Source organism: Stenotrophomonas sp. MH181796 (assembly GCF_009659995.1).
Lineage (GTDB): Bacteria > Pseudomonadota > Gammaproteobacteria > Xanthomonadales > Xanthomonadaceae > Stenotrophomonas > Stenotrophomonas riyadhensis.
Genome location: NZ_RAHU01000007.1, coordinates 174,220 through 197,518 on the forward strand (window position 1 = coordinate 174,220; position 23,299 = coordinate 197,518).

Consider the following 23,299-nt stretch of genomic DNA (forward strand, 5'->3'; position numbering starts at 1 on the left):
ATTCTACTTCCGCTGCGTGGCGTCCGCATGGCCGAATCCCTGTTGCCCCCCCGTTCCGTCGACCCTGCCGGCCTGGTCGCCAGCGGCCGCCGCGTGTTCGAGATCGAGCGGCAGGCGCTGGACGCCGTGGCCGACCGCCTTGGCGAGGCGTTCCAGCAGGCCTGCCAGGCGATCCTGGCCAGCCGTGGGCGCGTGGTTGCGACCGGCATGGGCAAGTCCGGCCACATCGCCCGCAAGATCGCCGCCACCCTGGCCTCGACCGGCACACCCGCCTTCTATGTGCACCCGGGCGAAGCCGGCCACGGCGACCTGGGCATGATCACCGAGGACGACGTGGTGCTGGCCCTGTCCTATTCGGGCGAATCGGACGAGGTGCTGATGCTGCTGCCGGTGCTCAAGCGCCAGGGCAACGTGCTGATTTCCATGACCGGCCGCCCACAGTCCAGCCTGGCCACCGCCGCCGACATCCATCTGGACGTGAGCGTGCCGGCCGAGGCCTGCCCGCTGGCGCTGGCGCCGACCTCCAGCACCACCGCCTCGCTGGCGATGGGTGATGCGCTGGCCGTGGCCCTGCTCGACGCACGCGGCTTCACCGCCGACGATTTCGCCCGTTCACACCCGGCCGGCAGCCTCGGCCGCCGCCTGCTGCTGCATATCACCGACGTGATGCACACCGGCGACGACCTGCCCAGCGTTGGCGCGGACGCCAGCCTCAGTGAAGCACTGATGGAGATGAGCCGCAAACGGCTGGGCATGACCGCCGTGGTCGATGCCGACGGCGTGCTGATCGGCCTGTTCACCGACGGCGACCTGCGCCGCGCGCTGGACAGTGCGCTGGACGTGCGCACCGCCAAGATCGCCGATGTGATGACGCGCAACCCGCGCACCATCGGCGCCGACCAGCTGGCCGTCGAGGCGGCCCGGCTGATGGAGACCCACAAGATCACCGGCCTGATCGTGGTCGATGGCCAGGGCCGCGCAGTCGGTGCCCTGAACATTCATGACCTGTTGCGGGCCCGGGTGGTTTAACCGACAGTCCATAGACCCCATTCAGTCTGTAACGCCGCACCCGCCCCCAACGAGCCTGCCGCCCTGATGCCCTGGTCCCCCCTGCCCGCCTTCCCCGCCCACCTGCATGCCGCCGCGGCCCGTATCCGCCTGGCCTGCTTCGACGTGGACGGCACCCTCACCGACGGTCGGCTGTACTACGACAAGGACGGCAACGAGAGCAAGGCGTACTTCGTGCAGGACGGTCTGGGCCTGAAACTGCTGCAGCAGCACGGTATCCACCCCGTACTGATCACCGCGCGCAACAGCCAGTCGGCGCTCAAGCGCGGCGCCGACCTCGGCATCGACACCCAGATTGCCGTGGGCGACAAGCTGGCCAGCGTGCAGGCCCTGAGCGCACAGCACGGCATCGGCCTGGAACAGGTGGCGTTCATGGGCGATGACCTGCCCGACCTGGCACCGCTGGGCGCGGTCGGCCTGGCCGTCGCTCCGGCCAATGCCCACCCATGGATTGCCGAGCGCGTGCATTGGCAGACCCGTACCGAGGGCGGACGGGGCGCCGCACGTGAGCTGTGCGACATCCTGCTGGCCGCGCAGGGTCATGTGGATGCGGTGCTGGCGAGGTTCGGCGCATGAACCTGCCCACCGTGAACTGGCGCACCCTGCTCGGCATCGGCCTGCTGCTGGCGGCCCTGCTCAGCAGCTGGGCCGCACTGCGCAATCGCGACAAGGGGCCAGCCAACGGCGGCCAGGAGGTCGGCGTGGACTACATCCTGCACGACTTCCAGATTGTCGCCCTGGATGAGCACGGCAAGGAATCGACCACCCTGCGCGCGCCGCTGCTGGAACGCCAGCGCGGCGACCAGACCATCAACATCGCCACCCCGCTGTTCGAGATGCCGGACAAGGATGGCAGGCACTGGACCCTGCGTGCCGAGACCGGCTGGCTCAGCGCCAAGGGCGACGAGATGAAGCTGCGCGGCAATGTGGCGGGCGACAGCCCGGCCGGCCCCGGCACGGTGCCGACCACCTTCCGCACCGACCACCTGGACGTGTTCCCGAGGGAGAACCGCGCCCGCACCGACGCCCTGGTGACCATGACCCGCCCGGGCATGGAACAGTCCGGCGTCGGCTTCGAAGTGGATTCGAAGAACAACACGTATCATTTCCTCAGCCAGTCCAAGGGCCGCTACACGCCCAAACGCTGATTCCGCCGTCAGCCTGCGACGTCTCCGGACAGGCGCAAGGCCGGCAGCCCCCCCCTCCCGCCCCCGGCCCGCCCGGGCGGCCCCTACCGGTAGAACGGACCCCGATGAAGATTCCCTTTGCCGCCGTACTCGCGCTCGGTCTTCTTGTCCCCAGCGCCGCCTTCGCCAAGTCCACCGACCGCAACGAAGACATGCACATCGATTCCGGCGCCCAGTCGGGCATGCTCACCGGCGACGGCAAGACCGTGCTGTCGCAGGGCGTGATCATCACCCAGGGCACGCTGGACCTGCGCTCGTCCGAGGCCGAGATCTACCTCAAGGACGGCGAGCCCGTGCGTGCGGTGTTCACCGGCAAACAGGCCAAGATGAAGCAGCAGCTCGATGATGGCACCTGGATGGACGCGCTGGCCGATCGCATCGACTACGACATCAAGACCGAGATCATCACCCTGACCGGCAACTACAAGGTCACCAGCGCGCGCGGCACCAATGCCGGCCAGCGCATGGTCTACAACACCCGCACCGGCGAAATGAACTCCGGTGGCGACGGCAGCCGCGTGCGCACCGTCATCCCGCCGAAGAACAAGACCCCGGCCGCACCTGCGGCACAGCCCAAGGCCACTACGCCGGCACCGCCGGCCGGGAGCAGGAAGTAATGCTCGTCGCCAAGGGCCTGCGCAAGAAGTACAAGCAACGCGAAGTCGTCAAGGACTTCGGGCTGACCCTCGACGCCGGTGAAGTGGTCGGCCTGCTCGGCCCCAACGGCGCCGGCAAGACCACCTGCTTCTACATGATCGTCGGCCTGGTTGCGGCTGACGCCGGCAGCATCGTGCTCGACGGCAAGGACATCACCGGCGACCCGATGTATACCCGGGCCAAGCAGGGCGTGGGTTACCTGCCGCAGGAGCCGTCGGTGTTCCGCAAGCTGACCGTGGCCGACAACATCCGCCTGGTGCTGGAGCTGCGCGAGGACCTTGACTCGAAGGGCCGCGAGCGCGAATTGAACAGCCTGCTCGACGAACTGCAGCTGGGCCACGTCGCCGACCAGCTCGGCGCCAGCCTGTCCGGTGGCGAGCGCCGCCGCTGCGAGATCGCCCGTGCCCTGGCCGCGCAGCCACGCCTGATCCTGCTCGACGAACCGTTCGCCGGTGTCGACCCGATCTCGGTCGGCGAGATCCAGCGCATCGTCACCCATCTCAAGCAACGTGGCATCGGCGTGCTGATCACCGACCACAACGTGCGCGAGACCTTGGGTATCTGCGACCGCGCGTATATCCTCGCCGAGGGCAGCGTGCTGGCCCAGGGTTCGCCGGAAGCGATCCTGGACAACGCCGATGTGCGTCGCGTCTACCTCGGGGATTCCTTCAAGCTGTGAAGCAGTCGCCGGGTCCCTCTCCTTCCTTTCGGCACAGGCATGAAGACTCGGCTGCAGACATCGTTGGGACAGCAGCTGGTGCTGACGCCCCAGCTGCAGCAGGCGATCAAGCTGCTGCAGATGTCGAGCACCGAGCTGGAGCTGGAAATCGCACAGGCGGTGGAGAGCAATCCGCTGCTGGACTGGGCCGACAGCAACGATGGCAGCACCGCCAGCGAAGGCGGCGATGGCAACGACAGCGAAGCTCCCGCAGAACGCACCGATGCCGGCGACGACTGGGCACCGGCCGAACTGGACTGGAGCGCGTCCGGTAGCGGAGGCAGCTTCGACGATGACGACGATATCGGCAGCGCCGCCGAACGCGTGGCCGAAACCGAAACGCTGGCCGACCACCTGCTGTGGCAGTTGCACCTGTCGCATCTTTCCACGCATGACCGCAGCATCGGCGCTGCACTGATCGATGCGCTGGACGACGACGGCTACCTGCGCGAACCGCTGGCCACCATCGCCGAAACCCTGTTGCCGGCGATCCACGCCGACGAGGATGAGATCCTCGCTGTGCTGCATCGCATCCAGCGTTTCGACCCGGTCGGCGTGGCTGCACGCACGCTCGGCGAATGCCTGCAGCTGCAGCTGGATGTGCTGGCCGACGATACACCTGGCCTGGTGTTGGCGCGACAGATTGCCGCAGGCCCGCTGGAACGGCTGCCGCGCAGTGGCGTCGCCGGGCTGGCCCATGAACTGAAACAGCCCCTGGACGAGGTCGAGACGGCGGTCACCCTGCTGCGTTCGCTGGACCCGCGCCCGGGCACGCAGATCGCACCGCTGTCGCCGGACACCTACGTGGTGCCGGATGTGGTGGTGTGGCGGCAGAACGGCGTGTGGCGCGCAGCGCTGGCCGCGCACGCCGGTCCGAAGGTGGTGATCCACCGCGGCTACGAACAGCTGATCCGACGTTGTGGCGATGCCGATGCCGGCTACCTGCGTACCCAGCTGCAGGAAGCGCGCTGGCTGCTGAAAGGACTGCAGCAGCGCGGCGAAACCCTGCTGCGCGTCGTGCGCAGCCTGATCCTGCAGCAGGCCGGTTTCCTTGAATTCGGCGAGCAGGCACTGCGTCCACTGACCCTGCGCGAGATCGCCGCCGAACTCGGCCTGCACGAATCCACGGTCTCGCGCGCGATCGCCCGCAAGCACGTGCGTACCCCGCGCGGCACCCTGCCGCTGCGCGCCTTCTTCGCCTCGGGCATCGATACCGAGGGCGGTGGCGAGGCGTCCAGCACGGCCATCCAGGCGATGATCCGGCGCCTGATCGACGACGAGAACCCGCGCAAGCCGCTTTCTGACGCCAAGCTGGCTGACCTGCTCAAATCGTCGGGAATTCCAGTAGCGCGACGCACCGTGGCGAAGTATCGTGAAGCCATGAACATTTCCGCCTCGCACGAAAGGGTCAGAATCGCTTGACGCGCCGCCGCGCCCGGCGGAGAGGTTCATTGGCACATCCGAACACAGGAGAAACCCGATGCGCATCGAAACGTTTGGCAAAGATGTCGAAGTCACCCCGGCCCTGCAGTCCTATGTAGAGGAGAAGCTGGCCCGGATCGGCAAACACTTCGACCAGCACTGCGAAGCGCGGGTGACCCTCAAGCTGCAGAAGACCGAACACCACGTCGACGCCAGCCTCAACATTCCCGGCCAGACCCTGCACGCTGAGGCCAATGCCCAGACCATGTATGCCGCGATCGACCTGCTTGCGGACAAGCTTGACCGTCTGGTGATCAAGCACAAGGAGAAAAAACAGCAGCACGCACCGCTGCCGGTGGGCGACAATGGTGGCTGATCGCCACCGTTCCCCGCAGACATGCCCCTGACTGACCTCCTGGCGGCCGTGCAGACCCAGCTCTGCACGGCCACCGACCGCGACAGCGTCCTGCAGGCCGCCGCCGGGTTGCTGGCCTGCCGCCAGGCCAACGCCGAACAGATCTATCTGAACCTGTGCCAGCGCGAAGCGCTGGGCAGCACCGCGATCGGTCACGGCATCGCCATTCCCCACGGCCGCGCGCCAACCCTGGACCGCCCCCGCGGCGCCCTGCTGCGGTTGGCCTCCCCGGTCGACTTCGGCGGCGACGAGCCGGTGGACCTGGTGTTCGCCATGGCCGTCCCCGCCCACTACACCCACCAGCACCTGATGCTGCTGTCCGAGCTGGCCGAGCTGTTCTCGGCGCCGGAGATCCGCCAGGCCCTGCGCGAAGCGGGCGATGCCCGGGCGCTGCGCGAGGCGCTGGACATGACCCCACCTGCGAGTGCCGCATGAATACCAGCATCACCGCCCGTGAACTGTTCGAACAGCAGCGCGAGCGGCTGGGGCTGCGCTGGGCTGCCGGCAAGTCCGGCGAGAAGCGCGAACTGGAGGCCGGCAACACGGTCTCGCGGCGTCCATCGCTGGCTGGTTATCTCAATGCGATCTACCCCAACAAGGTGCAGATCCTGGGCACCGAGGAACTGTCCTGGCTGGATGCGCTGGAGCCGCGCCAGCGTTGGGAGACCATCGAAAAGATCATGCAGTCGCACCCGCTGGCGCTGGTGCTGACCCGCAACCAGGCCTGCCCGGAAGACCTCCGTGCCGCCGCTGACGAATCCGGCACGCCGCTGTGGCTGTCGCCCAAGCGCGGCCACGAACTGCTCAACCACCTGTCCTACCACTTGGCCCGCACGCTGGCGCCGCGGGTGATCCTGCATGGCGTGTTCATGGAGATCTACTCCATCGGCGTGCTGATCACCGGCGAGGCCGGGTCGGGTAAAAGCGAGCTGGCACTGGAGCTGCTCAGCCGCGGCCACCGCCTGGTCGCCGACGATGCCCCCGAATTCACCCAGATCGCCCCGGACGTGCTCGACGGCACCTGTCCCGAACTGCTGCAGGACCTGCTGGAAGTGCGCGGCCTGGGCGTGCTGAACGTGCGCGAGATGTTCGGCGACACGGCTGTAAAGAAGAACAAGTACCTTCGGCTGATCGTCCACCTGACCAAGCCGATGACCGAACCCACCCCGCATGGCTACGAGCGCCTGACCGGCGATTCGGGCACCCGCCATGTGCTGGACCTGGATGTACCGCTGATCACGCTGCCGGTGATGCCTGGCCGCAACCTGGCCGTGCTGACCGAGGCCGCCACCCGCCTGCACATCCTGCGCACCAAGGGCATCGACCCGGCGGCGATGTTCATCGCCCGTCACAGCAACCTGCTGGAACGGCGAACACCCTGATTCCCCTGCCCTTCGAAGAGCCTGTCCATGAGCACCGCAACCCCCACCGCCCCGACCCTGATCATCGTCAGCGGCCTGTCCGGCTCGGGTAAATCCGTCGCCCTGAAGACCTTCGAGGACCAGGACTACTACTGCTCGGACAACCTGCCGATCCACCTGCTGCCGGACTTCGTGCGCAGCCTGCTGGCCAACCATGACGGCAGCGCGCCGCGCCGGCTGGCGGTGGGCATCGACGTGCGCGGCCAGGCCGACCTGAGCCAACTGGGCGATTGGCGGCAGCTCGCCACCGACGCCGGCGTGGAAGTGAAGGTGCTGTTCTTCGAAGCCAGCGACGAGGCGGTGCTCAAGCGCTACGCCGACACCCGCCGCCGCCATCCGTTGAGCCAGCTGGGCCTGTCACTGCCCGAAGCGATCGCCCGCGAGCGTGAATTGACCGCGCCGCTGCGCCGCGAGGCCGATGCGGTGATCGACACCAGCAACCTCAATGTGCACCAGCTGCGGCGGCGCATCATCACCGAGTTCGCGCTGGACCACGCCACGCGCCTGTCGCTGCTGTTCGAATCGTTCGCCTACAAGCGCGGCGTACCGGCCGAGGCGGACTTCGTGTTCGATGCGCGGGTGCTGCCCAATCCGCACTGGGATCCGGATCTGCGTGCGCTCAGCGGTCGTGAGCCCGGCGTGCGCGACTACCTGGAAGCGCAGCCGGACGTGCAGCGTTACCTGACCCAGCTGATGGATTTCCTCGATACCTGGCTGCCGAAGCTGGGCGATGGCACCCGCAGCTATGTGACCGTGGCGTTCGGCTGCACCGGCGGCAAGCATCGCTCGGTGTTCCTGGCCGAGCGCATGGCGCGGCATGCCCGCGAGATGGGCTGGGAAGACGTGGCGACGTATCACCGCGAACAGGACTGAGGGGGTCGGCCGGGCTGCACCCGGCACCCGCTGGTAGTGCCGGCCGCTGGCCGGCAACAGCAAAAGCAAAAGCGGCATTCCGTGGGATGGCGAGGCGGTGTTGCTGTTGGTAGGTGTCGACCTTGGTCGACACGGTAGATCCACGCCATGCGTGGATGAATCCCGGTCAGGCATCGAAAAACGCATGGGGTCGGATCCCTTTTCCAGGGGAAAAGGGCTCTGACCCCGGTAACGCTGAATACGGGACACAGTGCCCCTCATCTGCTGCTATCGCCGATTCACCTTGACCTGTTAACGTGCAGTAATGACCTGTGGCATTCTCCTCGTAACACATCCCGGGGTCGGGACCGCCCTGCTTGACGTGGCGACCCGGCTCCTGCGGCAGTTGCCGCTGAAAACCGAAGCTTTCGAAGTACCGTTCGACGCAGACCTGGACGCCCTGCTCCCGCTCGCCTCGGCCGCCCTGCGGCGGGTCGATGGGGGGGAAGGCGTGCTGATCCTGACCGACCTGTACGGCGCCAGCCCCGCCAACCTTGCCGGGCAGCTGGCCCGGCTGGGGACCCCGGTTCGCCGGGTGTCGGCGCTGAGCCTGCCGATGTTGCTGCGGGTGATGAATTATCCGGAACAGGGACTGGATCAACTGCCCGCCACAGCCGCGGCGGGTACCCGTAATGGAGCGATAGTCGACGATGCTTGAACGAGAACTCACCGTCAGCAACCGCCTGGGCCTGCACGCCCGGGCCACCGCCAAGCTGGTGCAGACCCTGGCGCCGTTCCGCTGCAACGTGACCATGGCCGCCAAGGGCCGTGAGATCAACGCCAAGAGCATCATGGGCGTAATGCTGCTGGCCGCTGGCCAGGGCACTCCGGTCACGGTGCGGATCAACGGCGAGGACGAAGCCGCCGCGATGGAGGCGGTGGTCGGCCTGTTCGAACGCCGCTTCGACGAGGACAACTGAGCGTGCCACGCGCACGCGCCGGGCAGCTCGGTTCCGGCCAGCGGCCGGTACAGCTGCTGGCCGGTCATGGTGCGGCCCGTGGCACTGCGATGGGCCGGGCCCGCGTACGCCTGCCGCATGCACTGGAAGTCGCTGAACAACGTGTCGCAACCAGCCAGGTCGAGGCCGAACTGGCCCGCCTGCACCGGGCGGTGGACGCCGCACGCGTGGAAATGCACGAACTGCGGCAGCGCCTGCAGGGTGCATTGAACCAGGAGGCAGGCGAGTTCCTCGACCTGCATGCCCTGCTGCTGGATGACCCCGAGCTGCTGTTCGGGCTGGATGAGCTGATCCGCAGCGGCCCGTACAGCGCCGGCTATGCCTTGCGCCTGCAGCGCGACCGCCTGGCCAAGGTCTTCGATGGCATGGACGATGCCTACCTGAAGAGCCGCATGGACGATCTCGACCACGTGATCGGCCGCATCCACGCCTTCCTGCAGCCCGAACGGCCACCGGCGGTGAAGGGCCTGGCCGGCGAGATCCTGGTCTGCGACAACATCGCCCCGTCCGAGCTGGCGCAACTGCAGGCCCAGGGCGTGGTCGGCATCGTCACTGCCGCCGGCAGCGCGCTGTCGCACAGCGCGATCCTGGCACGCAGCCTGCACCTGCCACTGATCGTCAACGTGCCGCAGCTGCTCAGCCGCATCGCCGATGGCGATGTGCTGATCATCGACGGCGCCGACGGCAGCATCACCGCCAACCCGCAGGCCGACAATCTGCGGGACTACCGCGCCCGGCTGAAAGAACATGCGCGCGAGCAGCGCGAGCTCGGCCGCCTGCGCAGCAAGCCCAGCCGTACCCGCGACCAGGTCGACATCGCCCTGCTGGCCAATGCCGAATCGCTGGAGGATGTGACCCAGGCGCACGCGCTGGGTGCGCAGGGGCTGGGCCTGTACCGCACCGAGTTCCTGTTCCTGCAGCGCAACGAGCTGCCGGACGAAGAAGAACAGTTCCAGACCTACCGCGATGCCGCGTTGGGCATGAGCGGGCGACCGGTCACCATCCGCACGCTCGACCTGGGTGCGGACAAGGCCGACCGCACCGGCCTGACCCTGAGCAATGAAGAGAACCCGGCCCTGGGACTGCGCGGGGTACGCCTGTCGCTGGCACGGCCGAAGGTGGCCGATACCCAGCTGCGCGCGATCCTGCGTGCCTCGGCCTACGGCAAGCTACGCGTGCTGGTGCCGATGGTCAGCACCCGCGAGGAGCTGCTGGCGGTGCGCCGACGCATGCTCAAGCTGACCGAACAGCTGCGCGGCGAAGGCCACATGGTGTCCGACCATGTGCCGTTGGGTGCGATGATCGAGGTGCCGGCCGCGGCGCTGGCACTGGAGAGCTTCATCGACCTGGTCGACTTCCTGTCGATCGGCACCAACGACCTGGTGCAGTACCTGCTCGCCGCCGACCGCAACAACGAGGCACTGGGCGAGCTGTATTCACCGCTGCATCCGGCCGTGCTGCGGCTGCTGCAGATGGTGATCGAGACCGGCGCGCGGCATCGCATTCCGGTGGCGGTCTGCGGCGAGATGGCAGGCGATGCGCGGATGACCCCACTGCTGCTGGCGCTGGGCCTGACCGAATTCAGCCTGCACCCGGGCACGCTGCTGGAGGTACGCCGTGCGATCCGCGAAGCCGACCTGGGGACACTGCGCGCCCGTGCGCCGAAGCTGCTGTCCGCGCGCGACCGCCGCGCCATCGAACGCTGGCTGGCGCTGGTGGCGGATACGCCCTGAGCACCCTGCTGATTCGCCGGGCATGCACGCGCGGGGTCAGATCCCTTTTCCTGTGGAAAAGGGATCTGACCCCAGCCTCCCGTCGGGGTATGCGCTGAAACATCCCCTTGCGATAATGACGCGCTGAACACCCCTGTTGCCGCATCCTTGCCGGGATCGCGGCTTTTCTTATCCCGCGGGAGCTGCGATGGCTGAAGCTGTACGCCACGACAAGACTGCGCGCCAACTGCGGATGCTGTCCGATGCACTGGACAGCGGACGGCTGGGCCCGGTGCGTCGCCTGGTCAACACCCTGGCCCCGGCCGAGATCGGCAACCTGCTCGAGTCGTTGCCGCCCGGCAAGCGCGAGGTGGTGTGGGGCCTGGTCGATCCGGAAGACGATGGCGAGGTCCTGGTCCACGTCGGCGAAGACGTGCGCGAAAGCCTGCTCGCAGACATGGACCCGGACGAGATCATCGCCGCGGTCGAAGACCTGGACATCGACGATCTGGCCGACCTGGTCGAAGACCTGCCAGACACGGTCATCGACGAAGTCCTCAAGTCGATGGACCGCGAGAACCGCGAGCGGCTGGAACAGGTGCTGTCCTACCCCGAGGACAGCGCCGGCCGCCTGATGAATCCGGACGTAGTGACGGTCCGCGCCGACGTCAACGTCGACGTGGTGCTGCGCTACCTGCGCCTGCGCGGCGAGCTGCCCGACCACACCGACCACCTGTTCGTGGTCAGCCGGCGGCACCAGTACCTCGGCCGTGTGTCGCTGGCAGCACTGGTGACCCATGAGGACACCACGCCGATCAACCGCCTGATCGACGACGAGCAGCCGGCCATCGACGTCGGCGAGAGCGACCAGGAGGTCGCGCGGCAGTTCTCCGACCATGACTGGATCTCCGCGCCGGTGGTGGACGAGAACAACATCCTCGTTGGCCGCATCACCATCGATGACGTGGTCGACATCATCCGCGGCCAGGCCGAGCACCAGGCGCTGGGCGCCGCCGGTCTGGACGAGGACGAGGATCTGTTCAGTCCAGTCTGGCGCGCGATGCGCCGCCGCCTGATGTGGCTGTCGGTCAACCTGTGCACGGCTTTCCTGGCTTCCAGCGTGGTCGGCCACTTCGAGGGCACGATCGACAAGCTGGTCGCGCTGGCAGTGCTGATGCCGATCGTGGCCGGCCTCGGCGGCAATGCCGGCACCCAGGTGCTGGCGCTGATGGTGCGCGGCCTGGCGCTGGGCCAGGTCGGTGCCTCCAACGCGCGCACGCTGCTGTGGAAGGAGGTGCGGGTCGCCGCGCTGAACGGCCTGCTGCTCGGCTCGATCCTGGGCCTGATCGTGCTGGCCTGGTTCCACTCGCCAGGGCTGTCGGCAGTGATCGCCATTGCACTGACCTGCAACCTGCTGTTCGCGGCGTTGGCCGGCGTGCTGGTGCCACTCACCCTGAAGCGCTTCGGCTTCGATCCGGCGTTGGCCAGTGGCATCTTCCTGACGGCCGTGACCGACTCGATGGGCTTCTTCACCTTCCTCGGCCTGGCCACGCTGGTGCTGCTGCACTGATCCCTGCTGGCGCGGAGCCCTGCGACGCAGGGCTCCGGCCCCCTTCCCTTCCCGGAACATCCCATGGCAACAACGATCGAGAACTATTTCCAGCCCGGCTGGCGCGACCAGCAGCACACCTGCCCGGCCTGCGAATGGAAGGGCAGCTCGCGCGCCATGGTGATGGAGCTGGACGAGGACGCCACCGAGTACGACTGCCCGGTCTGTGAGAATCCACTGCTGGTGGTCCTGCACCCGGACATGGCGCAGGTGCAGGCGGCGGCGGCCGAAGGCAATGCGGAGGCGAAGGAGCAGTTGGACATCATCGCCAGTTTCCCGCGCGCGGACTGACGGCCTGCGCTCAGCGGCGCCCGCGCAGGTCACGTGACCGGATGGCCAGCGCATCGGCCTGCTGCCGCGCCACGACGAGCTCCTCCGGAGACAGTTTCAATCCGAGTGCGGCCTCGACCGAATCCTCGCCACACAGGCTTGCAGTGCCACACAGCTCGTGCAGCAGCACCGAATCCGCGCCACACGGCACACCGGCATCGCAGGCAGCAAGCATCCACGCAGCAGCATCCACGTCGGTGCCGGCCGGATAGGGCGCCAGCGCCTCATGCACGCCACCCGGGTCGTAGGACAGGCCTTCCGACAAGGCGAGATAGGCCTGGCCATCGTTGCGGGCAAGCGCCTTCTCGATGATCGACACCTGTTCATCCGTGGAAGGCCTCGATGCGCCCTGCAGCATGCCGCCAAAGTAGCGCTCGATGATCTGCGCGGCAAAGTGCCCCTGCTCGGCGGCCCGTCGGCGGTAGCGGAACGACGCTTCACCCGCGTCCTGTCGATCGATGCCGTCGCAACGCTGGGACAGCCAGGCACCACTGCGATACAACGCCGGCCTGCGATCGGGCGGCATGCCCGTGGGTTCGTCCTGGGTTGGATCGAAGAACGAGACGCATTCCCCATAGATGAGGCTGAGCTCATAGCTCGCCTCGGCATCACCTGCGTCGGAACGACTGGCCAGTTCCTGCGCCCGCGGAAGCAACCAGACTGCGGTCTGATAGTCTGCATCGGCCCGGTTCAGCCGCGCCGCCGGGTGCGGAGACTGCGAAGGTGGCGCTCTGCCAGGCTCACTCTGGCTGTCGGAAGCTTCCGGCACGGAATGCGTGCCTGCCTGCAGCCCCTTCCATGTCAATCCCGCGACCAGCACCAGCAGCGCCGCGCAGACCATAATCCCTTTGCCTCGTTCCATGATGTGCGGCTGCGCCACTCCGATAGCTCTCCGCATTCTGCTCCGCGTGTGCCCACTGCGCAAACGATTGCCGATGGGGCCTATTGCGCTGCAGAAGGCATTGGCGCACGAGCGGGGATAGCATGAAAGGGATTCCATGTACTGGGGCTCCGTCATGCTGCGATCGCTTCCCCGCTGGCTGCCACTGCTGTCGCTGATGATGTTGGCCGGTTGCGCCAGCACACCCCACAGCGCGCGCGGCCACTTCGAAGGCCGCGCCGTGAAGGTGGACGGAGAGACCGCCTACTACCAGGTCTTCATTCCGGCCGGAGTGCGGACGGGAGGCCCCGCACACTCCGGCAACAGCATGGGCATCCCGGTGATCCTGTTCCTGCACGGCTCGGGCGAACGCGGCCGGGACGGCGTCAAGCAGACGTATTCGGGACTGGGGCCGTATCTGCGCGAGCACGCCGACTTCCCGGCCCTGGTCGTCTTCCCGCAGGCAGCGAAGCACTCGGAATGGAGCGGCCGCAACAACCGCATGGCCGTGGCTGCGCTGGACGCGACCATCGCCGAATTCGGCGCCGATCCGGCGCGCCAGTACCTGACCGGCATGTCGATGGGCGGCTACGGCAGCTGGAACATTGCGCTGGATGACCCGCACCGCTTTGCCGCGATCGTGCCGGTATGCGGTGCCGTGTTCGTACCGCGCGCGAAGCGGCCGACCCTGTTCGTTGAACAGGTGGCCCAGGAATCCGATCCCTATGCCGTGATCGCCAGGCGACTGCAACACACCCCCATCTGGATCTTCCACGGCGCGCAGGATGACGTGGTTCCGCCGGATGACGACCGCAGGCTGCACAGCGCATTCCAGGGCACCCACGCACGCGACGTGCGCTACACCGAGTACCCGGAAGGCAATCACAATGCCTGGGACGCCACCTACGCCGACCCGGCGATGTGGGCGTGGCTGTTCGCGCAGAAGCGCTGAACCGCAGCTTCTGGTAGCTGCCAACCTTGGTTGGAGCCTGGTTTGGGTAGGTACCAACTAAGGTTGGAACCTGCTTTCGGTGGGTGCCAACCTTGGTTGGCACTATCTGTCCGCCCCCATGAACTCCGCCTTGGCACAGTAACCTTCGAGTTCCCACTCACACCACGCATGCGGGTATTCGCCAAGCTGCGTTGCCAGCCCCGCCCTGATCGGCTTCGCCATCACATACATTGCGTGCCGGAACAGCGATTCATCAGAGCGGATCGCGTGATCGTGATAGCAGGACTGCCAGAAGCGCCCTACCCTGCCCAGTACCCTGTTTGCGTACACCGCCGTACGCGACTTGAAGCGCTTCATGACAACGTCGAGCGATGCCGCGCGCAGCTGCATCAACCAGTGGACGTGATCCGGCATGACCACGTAGGCGATCGAATGGGTCAGACCTTCCAGATCCAGACGCTGGAACTCCTGCATGGCGGTAGCCGCAACGGCTTCATTGGCGAACAGAGCCGCCCGGCCATGCACGTTCGTCGTGAGGATGTAGCTCTGGCCGATACTGGAATGACGGCCTAGCAGGAGTCGGGTGCTGTTCATGCAGAAGAGCATGGGCGGGCGCATGTTCCCTGAACATCGGGAAATCACCTTGGTCCGGGTAGGCCAGTGCCAACCAAGGTTGGCACCCACCACACCAGCAGTGTCAACCAAGGTTGACACCTACCAGAGTGGCGATCAGCCCAGCAGCGTTTCCAGCACGGCCATGCGCACCGCGACGCCGTTGGCGACCTGGCGCAGCACCCACGACTGCGGGCCGTCGGCCACCTCGTCGGTCACTTCCACGCCGCGGTTGATCGGGCCCGGGTGCAGCACCGCGGCATCCTTGCCCGCGCGCGCCAGGCGTTCGTTGGTCAGGCCGTACTGCGCGTGGTACTGCTCCAGCGACGGCACCAGGCCTTCTTCCATGCGCTCGCGCTGCAGGCGCAGCATCATCAGCGCGTCGACGCCTTCCAGCATCGCGTCGAAATCATCGCCGACCACGCAGCCCTTCAGGGTCTCGTCGTCGGGCAGCAGCGACTGCGGGCCACACACGCGGATCTCGCCCACGCCCAGCGTGCGCAGCGCATGCAGGTCGGTGCGGGCCACGCGCGAGTGCTTTACGTCGCCGACGATCACCACCTTCAGCTTCGAGAAATCCGGGCCCTTGGCCTGGCGCAGGGTCAGCATGTCCAGCAGGCCCTGGGTCGGGTGCGAGCTGCGGCCGTCACCGGCATTGATCAGCGCGGTGCCCTCGCCGGCCGCTTCGGCCAGCGCGGCCACGGCGCCATCATCGGGGTGGCGCACCACGAAGCCGCGTACGCCCATCGCTTCCAGGTTGCGCAGCGTGTCACAGGCGGTTTCGCCCTTGCGCGTGGACGAGGTCGAGGCATCGAAGTTCAGCACATCGGCGCCCAGGCGCTGCGCAGCCAGCTGGAACGAGCTGCGGGTGCGCGTGGACGGTTCGAAGAACAGCGTGCACACCGCCGAACCGGCCAGCACGTGGCGCTTGTTGCCGACACGACCGACCGCGGCATCGCGGATCTGCCCTGCCCGGTCGAGCAACTGCAGCAGGGTTTCGCGCGGCAGGCCCTCGAGGGTCAACAGGTGGCGCAGGCGTCCGGAGGCATCGATTTGCTGGGCAGTCATGGCGGGAGTCGTGCAGTCAGGGAATGGGGGTGGCGTCGTCGGGGGACGACAGCCAGCGGTCGATGATCACCGCGGCGGCGACGGCGTCGAGAGCGGCCGCATCACGGCGGCGCTTGCGCCCTTCGGCGCGCTCGACGGCAAAGCGGCGTGCGGCTTCGACCGAGCTGGAACGCTCGTCGATCATCACCACCGGCAGCTTGAAGCGTTCCCGCAGCTGGCGGGCGAAGCCCTGCGCACGCTTGCGGTTGGGCTGGTCCTGGCCATCCAGGGTCAGCGGGTCGCCGACCACCAGGCCGTCGGGTTTCCATTCCTTGAGCAGGCGTTCGATCGCGGTCCAGTCCGGGCCATTGCCGTGCACGTCGACCACCGCCACCGCGCGCGCATGCGCAGCGAAGGCACTGCCGATGGCCACGCCGATGCGGCGAGAGCCGACGTCGAACCCCAGAACGGTGCCGTCACGGCGGATCGCCGGGGCAGCAGACACCGGTGCGGGCGCGGTCGGCTCAGACATGGCCGCTGTAATCGGTCAGACGGAACAAGTCCACGCCGATGCGCGAGGCCGCACCCTGCCAGCGCTGCTCCAGCGGCAGCTGGAACACCAGCTCGGCATCGGCCGGCACGGTCAGCCAGCTGTTCTCGGACAGCTCGCTTTCCAGCTGCCCTGCACCCCAACCGGCACAGCCGAGGGTGACCACGGCATTGGCCGGGCCTTCGCCGCGCGCCATCGCTTCGAGGATGTCGCGCGAGGTGGTGAGGTACAGGCCCTCGCCCACGGTCAGGCTGGAATCCCACGCGCGCGCGTCGTCATGGATGACGAAGCCGCGTTCGGGATGCACCGGGCCGCCATTGAGCACCATGCGCGCCTGCAGGTCGCCATCACCGGTGGTGATGTCCATCTGTGCAAGCACTTCACCCAGCGTGTACTCGGAAGGCTGGTTGACCAGCACGCCCATTGCGCCGTTCTCGTCGTGCTGGCAGATCAGCGCGACGCTGCGGGCAAAGGTCGCGTCGAGCAGCGACGGCAGCGCGACGAGCAGGTGATCGGCAAGGGAGGTCGGCGTTACAGGCATGGGCCCATTCTACCTGCTGGGGGCGGGATGGTCGCGCGATGGCGCCGAACCGCGATGGGCTAGGATGGTGCTTTGCCATGGAAGGTCATCGATGCAGTCTTCATCGCCCCTGACCCTGCCGGCACGCAGCGCCATCGTCCTGATCGCCCTGCTGCAGGGTCTGATGCTGTATGCCGCGCAGGAACTGTCCGATGCGTGGCCGTTCCGCGATATCGGCTGGCGCTACTGCTGGTACGCCTGGGTGCTGGCCATTCCCAGCGCGGTGGCATTGAGCCTGGTCGAGCTGGGCCAGCGCCGCCTGTGGCTGCAGGCGGTGCTCGGCTCGGTGGTGGTGCTGGCGCTGGCCGCCTGGATCGGCTGGAACCTCAACGGCGAGACCGCACTGGAATCGGGCGCGCTGCAGTTCCCGCTGACCGTGGGCATGGCCGTAGCAGTGTTCGTGGCCCTGCCCTGGTGGCAGTTCCAGTTGCAGCACGGGCATTGGCGCGCCAGCTATCCGGAGCTGTTCGAGCGCGCCTGGCAGAACGGCCTGACCCTGGCCCTGGCGGCGCTGTTCACCGGGCTGACCTGGCTGCTGTTGTGGCTGTGGGCGGCGCTGTTCCAGCTGCTCGACGTGACCGTCTTCCGTGACCTGTTCCGGCAGGACGCGTTCATCGCACTGGCCACCGGCAGCCTGGCCGGGTTCGGCGTGCTGATCGGGCGCACCCAGCACCGCGCGATCCAGATCACCCGCCAGGTGCTGTTCGCGATCTGCCGCGGACTGCTGCCGCTGCTGTCGTTCATCGCCGTGCTGTTCGTGCTGAGCCTGCCGCTGACCGGGCTGGAACCGCTGTGGAAGACCCGCTCGGCCGCCAGCCTGCTGCTGGTGCTGTCGCTGCTGCTGGTGACGTTCACCAATGCGGTCTACCAGCAGGGAGAAGACAGCGCTCCCTACCCCCTGCTGCTGCGCCGGCTGGTTGAAGCCAGCCTGCTGGCACTGCCGGTCTACGCCGCACTGGCGCTGTACGCACTGGGCCTGCGCGTGGTGCAGTACGGCTGGACCATGGACCGGTTCTGGGCAGTACTCGTCGCGTTGGCCGTGGCCGGCTATGCCGTGGGCTACGCGCTGGCGGTGCTGCGCCGGCAGAGCCGCTGGTTGCAGATGCTGGAGCCGGTCAACCGATGGATGTGCTGGGCGGTGCTGGCACTGGCCTTGCTGGGCAACTCGCCGCTGCTGGACCCGGTGCGGCTGACCCTGTCCAGCCAGCTGGAGCGGCTGCGCGCGGACCCGCCGGCGATCACCAGCAGCGACGTCAACGTGCTGCGCTTCGATCTTGGGCGCCGTGGCGTGCAGGCGCTGCGCGAGCTGCAGCGTGATCCAGCCATCACCGCCGATGCCAACGCGCCACAGGTGATCGCTGCCGCGCTGGCACGTACCACGCGCTGGGACGACGGACAGCGCCTCGACAAGGGGCCGCAGGACATCGTCGCCCTGCAGCGCACGTTGAAGCTGGCCAAGGGATCCAGCTCGCCGCCGGACGATTGGTGGCAGGCACTGGCCACACGTTCGATCAATGGCGAATCCTGCGCCCAGAGCGAGCGCGACTGCCTGATCGTGCATCGCGACCTGGACGGCGATGGCACCGGCGAAGTGCTGCTGTGCGAGCTGTACACCCACCGTGGCCCGGACTGCGTGCTGTACGCACGTGGCAGGGATGCCCACTGGCGCCGGGCCGGTTCGCTGTTCGGCACCGTCAGCGGCCAGGCCGAGGCGATCAACCAGGCCCTGCGTGATGGCGAACTCACTCTTGTGCCACCGCGTTGGCCGATGCTGTCCATCGGCGGACGCCCCGCGCTGGCCATCGATCCCGAACCCGAATCCAACGAGTCTTCCCCATGAGCGGTTACTGCCTCATCGCCCCGGGCCATCCGGTGCACGACTACTACCACGCCAACGAGTACGGCTTTCCGCAGCGTGACGAGCGCGAGCTGTTCGAGCGGCTGGTGCTGGAAATCAACCAGGCCGGGCTGAGCTGGGAAACGATCCTGAAGAAGCGCGAGGGCTTCCGCGCTACCTATGACGGTTTCGATGTGGACCGCGTGGCGGCGTATGCCGAGCAGGACATCGAACGCCTGCTGTCGGACGCAGGCATCATCCGCAACCGGCTGAAGGTGCTGGCGGCAATCCACAACGCGCAGGTGATCCAGCAGCTGCGGGCCAACCATGGCAGCTTCGCGGCGTGGCTGGACGCGCACCACCCGTGCAGCAAGGCCGACTGGGTGAAGCTGTTCAAGAAGACCTTCCGCTTCACCGGCGGCGAGATCACCGGCGAGTTCCTGATGAGCCTGGGCTACCTGCCCGGTGCGCATGCCGAGGACTGCCCGGTGCATGCGCGGCTGCTGACGCTGTCGCCGCCGTGGTTACAGGCCTCCCGGTAGTGCTGGCCGCTGGCCGGCAGCCTCGGGACGCCTCAGGTGTTGCCGGCCAGCGGCCGGCACTACCGTCGAATCGTCACACGCCCATGTAGCGGCCCGGGCGGTGATTGAACATCAGCACCAGGCTGAGCACCACCGCGCCGATTGCCGAGTACAGCACCTTCGACGGCGACAACACGAAGAAGGCGGCCACCATCAGGCAGGCGTCGTAGGACATCTGCACCTTGCCCGCGCTCCAGCCGCGGGTGCGCTGCAGGTACACCGCCAGGATACCGATACCACCGAGGCTGGCACGGTGCCGGATGAAGAACAGGATGCCCAGGCCGGACAACGCACCGCCCACGATCGCCGAATACAGCGGGTTGATGTGCGAGAAGTCGATCCAGCGCGGCAGCAGGTCGGTCAGCACGCCACAGGCGGTGACCGCAGCGAAGGTCTTCAGGGTGAATTCCCAGCCCATGCGACGCAGCGCCACCCAGTAGAACGGCAGGTTGACCAGCACGAACACCAGGCCGAAGTTCCAGCCCATCGCGTAGTGCAGCAGGAACGCCATGCCGGCCATGCCGCCGATCATCAGCCCACCCTTGGCGAAGATGGCCAGGCCCAGCGAGGCCACCATCGTGGCCAGCACCATGCCCTGCACGTCCTCGGCGATCGAGTGGCGCAGCGCTTTTTCGTCGGCGGTGGTGCCGGCACTGTCGGGCGGCGGGGTCAGCGGACCGGCGGTGACCAGGTGGCCGTCAGCGTCGTCGCACGGCGCGGGGCCATGGGCGGGAAGGGACATACGGGTGGGGGAACAGCAGGTGGGGAGCGATATTAGACACGATCTGCATGACAGTTGCAGATGAAATCGTTCAGCTGCGCTCGCCCATTCAGGTTATTCCGGAGGCGTCACCGGCAGCACGGCCAGCATGTCCTCGCCATCGTCGTCCATGCCGATCTCGACGAAACCGAAGCTGCCATAGAAGGCGCCCGCCACCGGATTGTGCGGGTTGTAGCAGATCTCGACCTCGGCCAGGCCGGGCGTATCCCGGATCTGCGCCAGCGCCAGTTCCAGCGCGCGCCGCCCGATGCCACGCCCCTGCCAGCGCTGATCGACCATGAAGCGCCAGATCGACGTCCGCTGCGGCGTCTCCGGCACCCACATGAAGAACCCGACCAGCTCGCCATCGGCCTGGATGGCGCGGGTCTGGTAGCCGGGATGGAATGCTGCCTGCACCAGCGACCAGGTATTCCCAGCGACGAAGTCCTGCTGCGCCTCGCTGACGTCGAGATCGCATACCGCTTCGTAGTTGTCGGGGGTGATCGCTTCCAGCGTGACCTGCATGAGGGCGTCCTGCCTCGGGATGGACGCCCAGTCTGCCCGACCCTGAAGGCCGTGTGGCGAGGCCCCACACGGCCGTTCAGCGCAGCGTTGCCTGCTCAACCCTTGCCGGCCAGGTGATGCGCCACCAGCGCGTTGGCATGGCCGTGGCCCAGCCCATGCTCGCTTTTCAGGAAGCTGACCAGTTCCATGTGTTTCAGGCCCTTCTTCCCCGCCAGCAGCCCGAACCAGTGCGTCACCGGCTGCCCGTAGGTCTTCTCGATGGAGGGGAAGTACGAGGCCGGGCCTTTCGGCTTGGTGTCAGTGCTCATGTGCAGCTCCCGTTGAAGTCATTCATTCGACGAACCACAGTCCCTGAAATCGACATCCCCACACGCCTACACAGAATGGGGTCGGAGCCGTTCCAACAGCTCGCGGGAAATTGTCGAAGGCGGGGCGGCTCAGGTTGCGGGGGCGTGAGCGCCATGGATGGCGCGACCGAGGCTACATGGACGTACTTGCGCCGTCCCCCGCAACCTGAGCCACCCCGTCTCCCACGGGAAGCCAGCTTTTGACGTTGCCATTGACGTTGTTTCGGCAGGTGCCGGGCGCAGCCCGGCCGTATCATCCCGCCATGCCCCGTGAAAACCTCAACGACCTGCAGGCCTTCGTCCACGTCGCCCGCGAAGGCAGCTTCACCAGGGCGGCCGCCCAGCTGGGTGTCTCCCAGTCCGCGCTCAGCCATGCCCTGCGTGGCCTGGAAGAGCGCCTGGGCGTGCGCCTGCTGACCCGGACCACCCGCAGCGTGTCCACCACCGAGGCCGGCGCCCGCCTGCTCAAGACCCTCGCTCCACGCCTGGCAGAGATCGAGGATGAGCTGGCCGCGCTGACGGAGTATCGCGAACGCCCGGCCGGCACCATCCGCATCAACGCCACCGGCCATGCCGCCGAGTACCTTGCCTGGCCGCGGCTGGCGCCATTGCTGCAGCAGTATCCGGACCTGAAGGTGGAACTGACCACCGACTACGGCCTGGCCGATATCGTCGCCGAGCGCTACGACATCGGCATCCGCCTCGGCGAACGCCTGGCCCGCGACATGATCGCCGTGCCGATCAGCCCGCCGCTGCGCATGCGCGTGGTCGGTGCACCCAGCTACTTCCGCCAGCATGTGGTGCCACGGCATCCGCACGACCTGGCCAACCACAACTGCATCACCCTGCGCCTGCCTACGCATGGTGGGCTGATGCCGTGGGATTTCGGCCAGGACGGCAACGAACTGAGCCTGCGCGTGACCGGACAATGGACCTTCAACACCATGGGCATGACCCGTGCTGCCGCGCTGGCCGGCAGCGGGCTGGCCTGGCTGCCGGAGGACCAGGTGCAGCCGATGCTGGACGATGGCCGCCTGCAGTCGGTGCTGGACGACTGGTGCCCGCACTTCGATGGCTACTACGCGTATTACCCGTCGCGCCGCCACGTCACCGTAGCGATGCGCACGGTGCTTGATGCGCTGCGCGGGCCGATGGCGGGATGAGGTGTGCGGACCAACGGTCCGCACCCACCCCGGTCTGCACCCGCCAGAGGCAGGGTGGCCCGGCGGTCAGCCCTTGGCCTGCGCGGCGCGCTGCGCGTTGTAGCGCTCGCCGACGATGGAGATTTCTTCCAACGTCTGCGCGATGCGCTGCAGCTCTTCCGGTGCGAGCTGCAGGTCAGCCGCGCCCAGGTTCTCTTCCAGGCGGTGGACCTTGGTGGTGCCCGGAATCGGCACGATCCACGGCGCCTGCGCCAGCAGCCAGGCCAGCGCCACCTGCGCCGGCGTCGCGCCGCGTGCTGCAGCAATCGTGGCGATGCGATCAACCAGCGCCTGGTTGGCGCGGCGGGCTTCCACTTCGAAGCGCGGTACGCTGTTGCGGAAATCGTTGGCGTCGAAGGTGGTGTCGGCGTTGATCGCGCCGGTCAGGAAGCCGCGGCCGAGCGGACTGAACGGCACGAAGCCGATGCCCAGTTCCTGCAGAGTCGGCAGCAGCTCGCGCTCGGGCTCGCGCCACCACAGCGAGTACTCGCTCTGCACGGCAGCAACCGGCTGCACCGCGTGCGCACGGCGCACGGTGGCGGCGCTGGCCTCGGACAGGCCGAAGTGGCCGACCTTGCCTTCGGCGATCAGATCGCGCACGGTGCCGGCCACGTCCTCGATCGGCACGTTCGGGTCGACGCGGTGCTGGTAGAACAGGTCGATATGGTCGGTGCGCAGGCGCTTGAGGCTGGCTTCGGCCACCGCACGGATGTTCTCCGGGCGGCTGTCCAGGCCGGTATCGACGCGCGCATCCTTGAAGCCGAACTTGGTGGCGATCACCAGTCTGTCGCGATACGGGACCAGCGCCTGGCCGAGCAGGTCTTCGTTGGTGTACGGCCCGTACACCTCGGCGGTATCGAAGAAGGTCACGCCGCGTTCGACCGCCGCGTGCAGCAGGGCAATGCCCTGGTCCTGCTGCACTGGTTGGCCGTAGCCATGGCTCAGGCCCATGCAGCCCAGGCCCAGGGCGGAAACCTTCAGGCCACTGCGGCCCAGTTCACGTGTCTGCATCGTCG

Annotated in this window: 28 protein-coding genes; 19 read left to right on the forward strand and 9 right to left on the reverse strand. The window is 67.4% G+C overall.

What is annotated here, in order from left to right:
* The first annotated feature begins 27 nt into the window (after window positions 1-27).
* The 15 genes from D5301_RS17940 (at window position 28) to D5301_RS18010 (ending at window position 12,371) form a co-directional block, all read left to right on the forward strand.
* On the forward strand, window positions 28-1,029 hold the full coding sequence (locus tag D5301_RS17940) for a KpsF/GutQ family sugar-phosphate isomerase (RefSeq protein WP_110711422.1): 1,002 nt from the start codon (window positions 28-30) through the stop codon (window positions 1,027-1,029).
* 66 nt (window positions 1,030-1,095) lie between these two features.
* Window positions 1,096-1,644 carry an HAD hydrolase family protein gene (locus D5301_RS17945; protein ID WP_153856463.1) on the forward strand — a complete coding sequence of 183 codons (549 nt, stop codon included), beginning with the start codon at window positions 1,096-1,098 and terminating at the stop codon, window positions 1,642-1,644.
* Window positions 1,641-2,216 carry an LPS export ABC transporter periplasmic protein LptC gene (gene lptC / locus D5301_RS17950; RefSeq protein ID WP_153856464.1) on the forward strand — a complete coding sequence of 192 codons (576 nt, stop codon included), beginning with the start codon at window positions 1,641-1,643 and terminating at the stop codon, window positions 2,214-2,216. Before D5301_RS17945 ends, lptC begins: the two co-directional genes overlap by 4 nt.
* 104 nt (window positions 2,217-2,320) lie before the next feature.
* On the forward strand, window positions 2,321-2,872 hold the full coding sequence (gene lptA, locus D5301_RS17955) for a lipopolysaccharide transport periplasmic protein LptA (protein ID WP_153856465.1): 552 nt from the start codon (window positions 2,321-2,323) through the stop codon (window positions 2,870-2,872).
* A complete protein-coding gene (gene lptB, locus D5301_RS17960; protein WP_010483646.1) occupies window positions 2,872-3,591 on the forward strand; it encodes an LPS export ABC transporter ATP-binding protein in 720 nt (239 codons plus the stop codon). The genes lptA and lptB overlap by 1 nt, the downstream gene beginning before the upstream one ends.
* A gap of 39 nt (window positions 3,592-3,630) precedes the next feature.
* Window positions 3,631-5,052: an RNA polymerase factor sigma-54 gene (locus D5301_RS17965; RefSeq protein ID WP_153856466.1), complete on the forward strand. Its 1,422-nt coding sequence runs from the start codon at window positions 3,631-3,633 to the stop codon at window positions 5,050-5,052.
* A 58-nt stretch (window positions 5,053-5,110) separates the two neighbouring features.
* Entirely contained in the window at window positions 5,111-5,428 is a 318-nt protein-coding gene (raiA, locus tag D5301_RS17970) for a ribosome-associated translation inhibitor RaiA (RefSeq protein WP_004147311.1), read from the forward strand.
* Window positions 5,429-5,449: 21 nt separating this feature from the next.
* Window positions 5,450-5,902, forward strand: a complete 453-nt coding sequence (locus D5301_RS17975; RefSeq protein ID WP_110711411.1) for a PTS sugar transporter subunit IIA — start codon at window positions 5,450-5,452, stop codon at window positions 5,900-5,902.
* The gene (gene hprK, locus D5301_RS17980) at window positions 5,899-6,849 is read left to right on the forward strand and encodes an HPr(Ser) kinase/phosphatase (RefSeq protein ID WP_005408388.1); all 951 of its coding nucleotides are present in this window, start codon (window positions 5,899-5,901) and stop codon (window positions 6,847-6,849) included. The genes D5301_RS17975 and hprK overlap by 4 nt, the downstream gene beginning before the upstream one ends.
* A gap of 27 nt (window positions 6,850-6,876) precedes the next feature.
* Complete coding sequence (rapZ, locus tag D5301_RS17985; protein ID WP_153856467.1) at window positions 6,877-7,761, forward strand: RNase adapter RapZ; 885 nt, start codon at window positions 6,877-6,879, stop codon at window positions 7,759-7,761.
* A 304-nt stretch (window positions 7,762-8,065) separates the two neighbouring features.
* Window positions 8,066-8,458: a PTS fructose subfamily transporter subunit IIA gene (locus D5301_RS17990; protein WP_010483657.1), complete on the forward strand. Its 393-nt coding sequence runs from the start codon at window positions 8,066-8,068 to the stop codon at window positions 8,456-8,458.
* Entirely contained in the window at window positions 8,451-8,720 is a 270-nt protein-coding gene (locus D5301_RS17995) for an HPr family phosphocarrier protein (RefSeq protein WP_046983647.1), read from the forward strand. The genes D5301_RS17990 and D5301_RS17995 overlap by 8 nt, the downstream gene beginning before the upstream one ends.
* A 2-nt stretch (window positions 8,721-8,722) precedes the next feature.
* Window positions 8,723-10,492, forward strand: coding sequence for a phosphoenolpyruvate--protein phosphotransferase (gene ptsP / locus D5301_RS18000; RefSeq protein WP_164162768.1), 1,770 nt, complete (start codon window positions 8,723-8,725; stop codon window positions 10,490-10,492).
* Between the two features lie 187 nt (window positions 10,493-10,679).
* Window positions 10,680-12,041 carry a magnesium transporter gene (gene mgtE, locus D5301_RS18005; protein WP_110711405.1) on the forward strand — a complete coding sequence of 454 codons (1,362 nt, stop codon included), beginning with the start codon at window positions 10,680-10,682 and terminating at the stop codon, window positions 12,039-12,041.
* Window positions 12,042-12,104: 63 nt separating this feature from the next.
* Window positions 12,105-12,371: a hypothetical protein gene (locus D5301_RS18010; protein ID WP_110711404.1), complete on the forward strand. Its 267-nt coding sequence runs from the start codon at window positions 12,105-12,107 to the stop codon at window positions 12,369-12,371.
* Between the two features lie 10 nt (window positions 12,372-12,381).
* On the opposite strand, the gene D5301_RS18015 is transcribed toward D5301_RS18010, so the two are convergent.
* On the reverse strand, window positions 12,382-13,272 hold the full coding sequence (locus D5301_RS18015; RefSeq protein ID WP_153856469.1) for a hypothetical protein: 891 nt from the start codon (window positions 13,270-13,272) through the stop codon (window positions 12,382-12,384).
* A gap of 154 nt (window positions 13,273-13,426) precedes the next feature.
* Here D5301_RS18015 and D5301_RS18020 point away from each other — a divergent pair, with 154 nt between their 5' ends.
* Window positions 13,427-14,242, forward strand: coding sequence for a prolyl oligopeptidase family serine peptidase (locus D5301_RS18020; protein WP_153856470.1), 816 nt, complete (start codon window positions 13,427-13,429; stop codon window positions 14,240-14,242).
* A 102-nt stretch (window positions 14,243-14,344) separates the two neighbouring features.
* Here D5301_RS18020 and D5301_RS18025 read toward each other — a convergent pair whose 3' ends face one another.
* From D5301_RS18025 to D5301_RS18040, 4 genes are all read right to left on the reverse strand, one after another.
* Entirely contained in the window at window positions 14,345-14,836 is a 492-nt protein-coding gene (locus D5301_RS18025; protein ID WP_153856471.1) for a transposase, read from the reverse strand.
* A 135-nt stretch (window positions 14,837-14,971) separates the two neighbouring features.
* Complete coding sequence (locus D5301_RS18030; RefSeq protein WP_014036233.1) at window positions 14,972-15,922, reverse strand: aspartate carbamoyltransferase catalytic subunit; 951 nt, start codon at window positions 15,920-15,922, stop codon at window positions 14,972-14,974.
* A 16-nt stretch (window positions 15,923-15,938) separates the two neighbouring features.
* Entirely contained in the window at window positions 15,939-16,406 is a 468-nt protein-coding gene (ruvX, locus tag D5301_RS18035; RefSeq protein ID WP_180846525.1) for a Holliday junction resolvase RuvX, read from the reverse strand.
* Between the two features lie 19 nt (window positions 16,407-16,425).
* Entirely contained in the window at window positions 16,426-16,992 is a 567-nt protein-coding gene (locus D5301_RS18040) for a YqgE/AlgH family protein (protein WP_014036231.1), read from the reverse strand.
* Window positions 16,993-17,083: 91 nt separating this feature from the next.
* Between D5301_RS18040 and D5301_RS18045 the strand changes: the two genes are divergently transcribed.
* Window positions 17,084-18,871: a DUF4153 domain-containing protein gene (locus tag D5301_RS18045; RefSeq protein ID WP_153856472.1), complete on the forward strand. Its 1,788-nt coding sequence runs from the start codon at window positions 17,084-17,086 to the stop codon at window positions 18,869-18,871.
* Window positions 18,868-19,410, forward strand: a complete 543-nt coding sequence (locus D5301_RS18050) for a DNA-3-methyladenine glycosylase I (protein ID WP_153856473.1) — start codon at window positions 18,868-18,870, stop codon at window positions 19,408-19,410. Before D5301_RS18045 ends, D5301_RS18050 begins: the two co-directional genes overlap by 4 nt.
* A 73-nt stretch (window positions 19,411-19,483) precedes the next feature.
* On the opposite strand, the gene D5301_RS18055 is transcribed toward D5301_RS18050, so the two are convergent.
* From D5301_RS18055 to D5301_RS18065, 3 genes are all read right to left on the reverse strand, one after another.
* The gene (locus tag D5301_RS18055; RefSeq protein WP_088028269.1) at window positions 19,484-20,191 is read right to left on the reverse strand and encodes a YitT family protein; all 708 of its coding nucleotides are present in this window, start codon (window positions 20,189-20,191) and stop codon (window positions 19,484-19,486) included.
* Between the two features lie 93 nt (window positions 20,192-20,284).
* Window positions 20,285-20,734, reverse strand: coding sequence for a GNAT family N-acetyltransferase (locus D5301_RS18060; protein WP_153856474.1), 450 nt, complete (start codon window positions 20,732-20,734; stop codon window positions 20,285-20,287).
* 95 nt (window positions 20,735-20,829) lie between these two features.
* A complete protein-coding gene (locus tag D5301_RS18065) occupies window positions 20,830-21,042 on the reverse strand; it encodes a DUF4287 domain-containing protein (protein ID WP_005408372.1) in 213 nt (70 codons plus the stop codon).
* A gap of 302 nt (window positions 21,043-21,344) precedes the next feature.
* Here D5301_RS18065 and D5301_RS18070 point away from each other — a divergent pair, with 302 nt between their 5' ends.
* The gene (locus tag D5301_RS18070; RefSeq protein WP_110711393.1) at window positions 21,345-22,244 is read left to right on the forward strand and encodes a LysR family transcriptional regulator; all 900 of its coding nucleotides are present in this window, start codon (window positions 21,345-21,347) and stop codon (window positions 22,242-22,244) included.
* A 66-nt stretch (window positions 22,245-22,310) separates the two neighbouring features.
* Here D5301_RS18070 and D5301_RS18075 read toward each other — a convergent pair whose 3' ends face one another.
* Complete coding sequence (locus tag D5301_RS18075; RefSeq protein WP_153856475.1) at window positions 22,311-23,294, reverse strand: aldo/keto reductase; 984 nt, start codon at window positions 23,292-23,294, stop codon at window positions 22,311-22,313.
* Between the last annotated feature and the right edge of the window lie 5 nt (window positions 23,295-23,299).

What these genes read in the sequence shown, in the direction of transcription:
- D5301_RS18075 (WP_153856475.1), bottom strand. Translation starts at nt 23,294, where the DNA reads ATGCAGACACGTGAACTGGGCCGCAGTGGCCTGAAGGTTTCCGCCCTG.
- D5301_RS17965 (WP_153856466.1), top strand. Translation starts at nt 3,631, where the DNA reads ATGAAGACTCGGCTGCAGACATCGTTGGGACAGCAGCTGGTGCTGACG.
- rapZ (WP_153856467.1), top strand. Translation starts at nt 6,877, where the DNA reads ATGAGCACCGCAACCCCCACCGCCCCGACCCTGATCATCGTCAGCGGC.
- D5301_RS17945 (WP_153856463.1), top strand. Translation starts at nt 1,096, where the DNA reads ATGCCCTGGTCCCCCCTGCCCGCCTTCCCCGCCCACCTGCATGCCGCC.
- D5301_RS17940 (WP_110711422.1), top strand. Translation starts at nt 28, where the DNA reads ATGGCCGAATCCCTGTTGCCCCCCCGTTCCGTCGACCCTGCCGGCCTG.
- D5301_RS18020 (WP_153856470.1), top strand. Translation starts at nt 13,427, where the DNA reads ATGCTGCGATCGCTTCCCCGCTGGCTGCCACTGCTGTCGCTGATGATG.
- D5301_RS17990 (WP_010483657.1), top strand. Translation starts at nt 8,066, where the DNA reads ATGACCTGTGGCATTCTCCTCGTAACACATCCCGGGGTCGGGACCGCC.
- D5301_RS18045 (WP_153856472.1), top strand. Translation starts at nt 17,084, where the DNA reads ATGCAGTCTTCATCGCCCCTGACCCTGCCGGCACGCAGCGCCATCGTC.
- D5301_RS18070 (WP_110711393.1), top strand. Translation starts at nt 21,345, where the DNA reads ATGCCCCGTGAAAACCTCAACGACCTGCAGGCCTTCGTCCACGTCGCC.
- D5301_RS18050 (WP_153856473.1), top strand. Translation starts at nt 18,868, where the DNA reads ATGAGCGGTTACTGCCTCATCGCCCCGGGCCATCCGGTGCACGACTAC.
- D5301_RS18010 (WP_110711404.1), top strand. Translation starts at nt 12,105, where the DNA reads ATGGCAACAACGATCGAGAACTATTTCCAGCCCGGCTGGCGCGACCAG.
- D5301_RS17975 (WP_110711411.1), top strand. Translation starts at nt 5,450, where the DNA reads ATGCCCCTGACTGACCTCCTGGCGGCCGTGCAGACCCAGCTCTGCACG.
- D5301_RS18060 (WP_153856474.1), bottom strand. Translation starts at nt 20,734, where the DNA reads ATGCAGGTCACGCTGGAAGCGATCACCCCCGACAACTACGAAGCGGTA.
- mgtE (WP_110711405.1), top strand. Translation starts at nt 10,680, where the DNA reads ATGGCTGAAGCTGTACGCCACGACAAGACTGCGCGCCAACTGCGGATG.
- D5301_RS18065 (WP_005408372.1), bottom strand. Translation starts at nt 21,042, where the DNA reads ATGAGCACTGACACCAAGCCGAAAGGCCCGGCCTCGTACTTCCCCTCC.
- D5301_RS18030 (WP_014036233.1), bottom strand. Translation starts at nt 15,922, where the DNA reads ATGACTGCCCAGCAAATCGATGCCTCCGGACGCCTGCGCCACCTGTTG.
- lptA (WP_153856465.1), top strand. Translation starts at nt 2,321, where the DNA reads ATGAAGATTCCCTTTGCCGCCGTACTCGCGCTCGGTCTTCTTGTCCCC.
- lptC (WP_153856464.1), top strand. Translation starts at nt 1,641, where the DNA reads ATGAACCTGCCCACCGTGAACTGGCGCACCCTGCTCGGCATCGGCCTG.
- raiA (WP_004147311.1), top strand. Translation starts at nt 5,111, where the DNA reads ATGCGCATCGAAACGTTTGGCAAAGATGTCGAAGTCACCCCGGCCCTG.
- hprK (WP_005408388.1), top strand. Translation starts at nt 5,899, where the DNA reads ATGAATACCAGCATCACCGCCCGTGAACTGTTCGAACAGCAGCGCGAG.
- D5301_RS18015 (WP_153856469.1), bottom strand. Translation starts at nt 13,272, where the DNA reads ATGGAACGAGGCAAAGGGATTATGGTCTGCGCGGCGCTGCTGGTGCTG.
- D5301_RS17995 (WP_046983647.1), top strand. Translation starts at nt 8,451, where the DNA reads ATGCTTGAACGAGAACTCACCGTCAGCAACCGCCTGGGCCTGCACGCC.
- D5301_RS18040 (WP_014036231.1), bottom strand. Translation starts at nt 16,992, where the DNA reads ATGCCTGTAACGCCGACCTCCCTTGCCGATCACCTGCTCGTCGCGCTG.
- D5301_RS18055 (WP_088028269.1), bottom strand. Translation starts at nt 20,191, where the DNA reads ATGTCCCTTCCCGCCCATGGCCCCGCGCCGTGCGACGACGCTGACGGC.
- D5301_RS18025 (WP_153856471.1), bottom strand. Translation starts at nt 14,836, where the DNA reads ATGAACAGCACCCGACTCCTGCTAGGCCGTCATTCCAGTATCGGCCAG.
- lptB (WP_010483646.1), top strand. Translation starts at nt 2,872, where the DNA reads ATGCTCGTCGCCAAGGGCCTGCGCAAGAAGTACAAGCAACGCGAAGTC.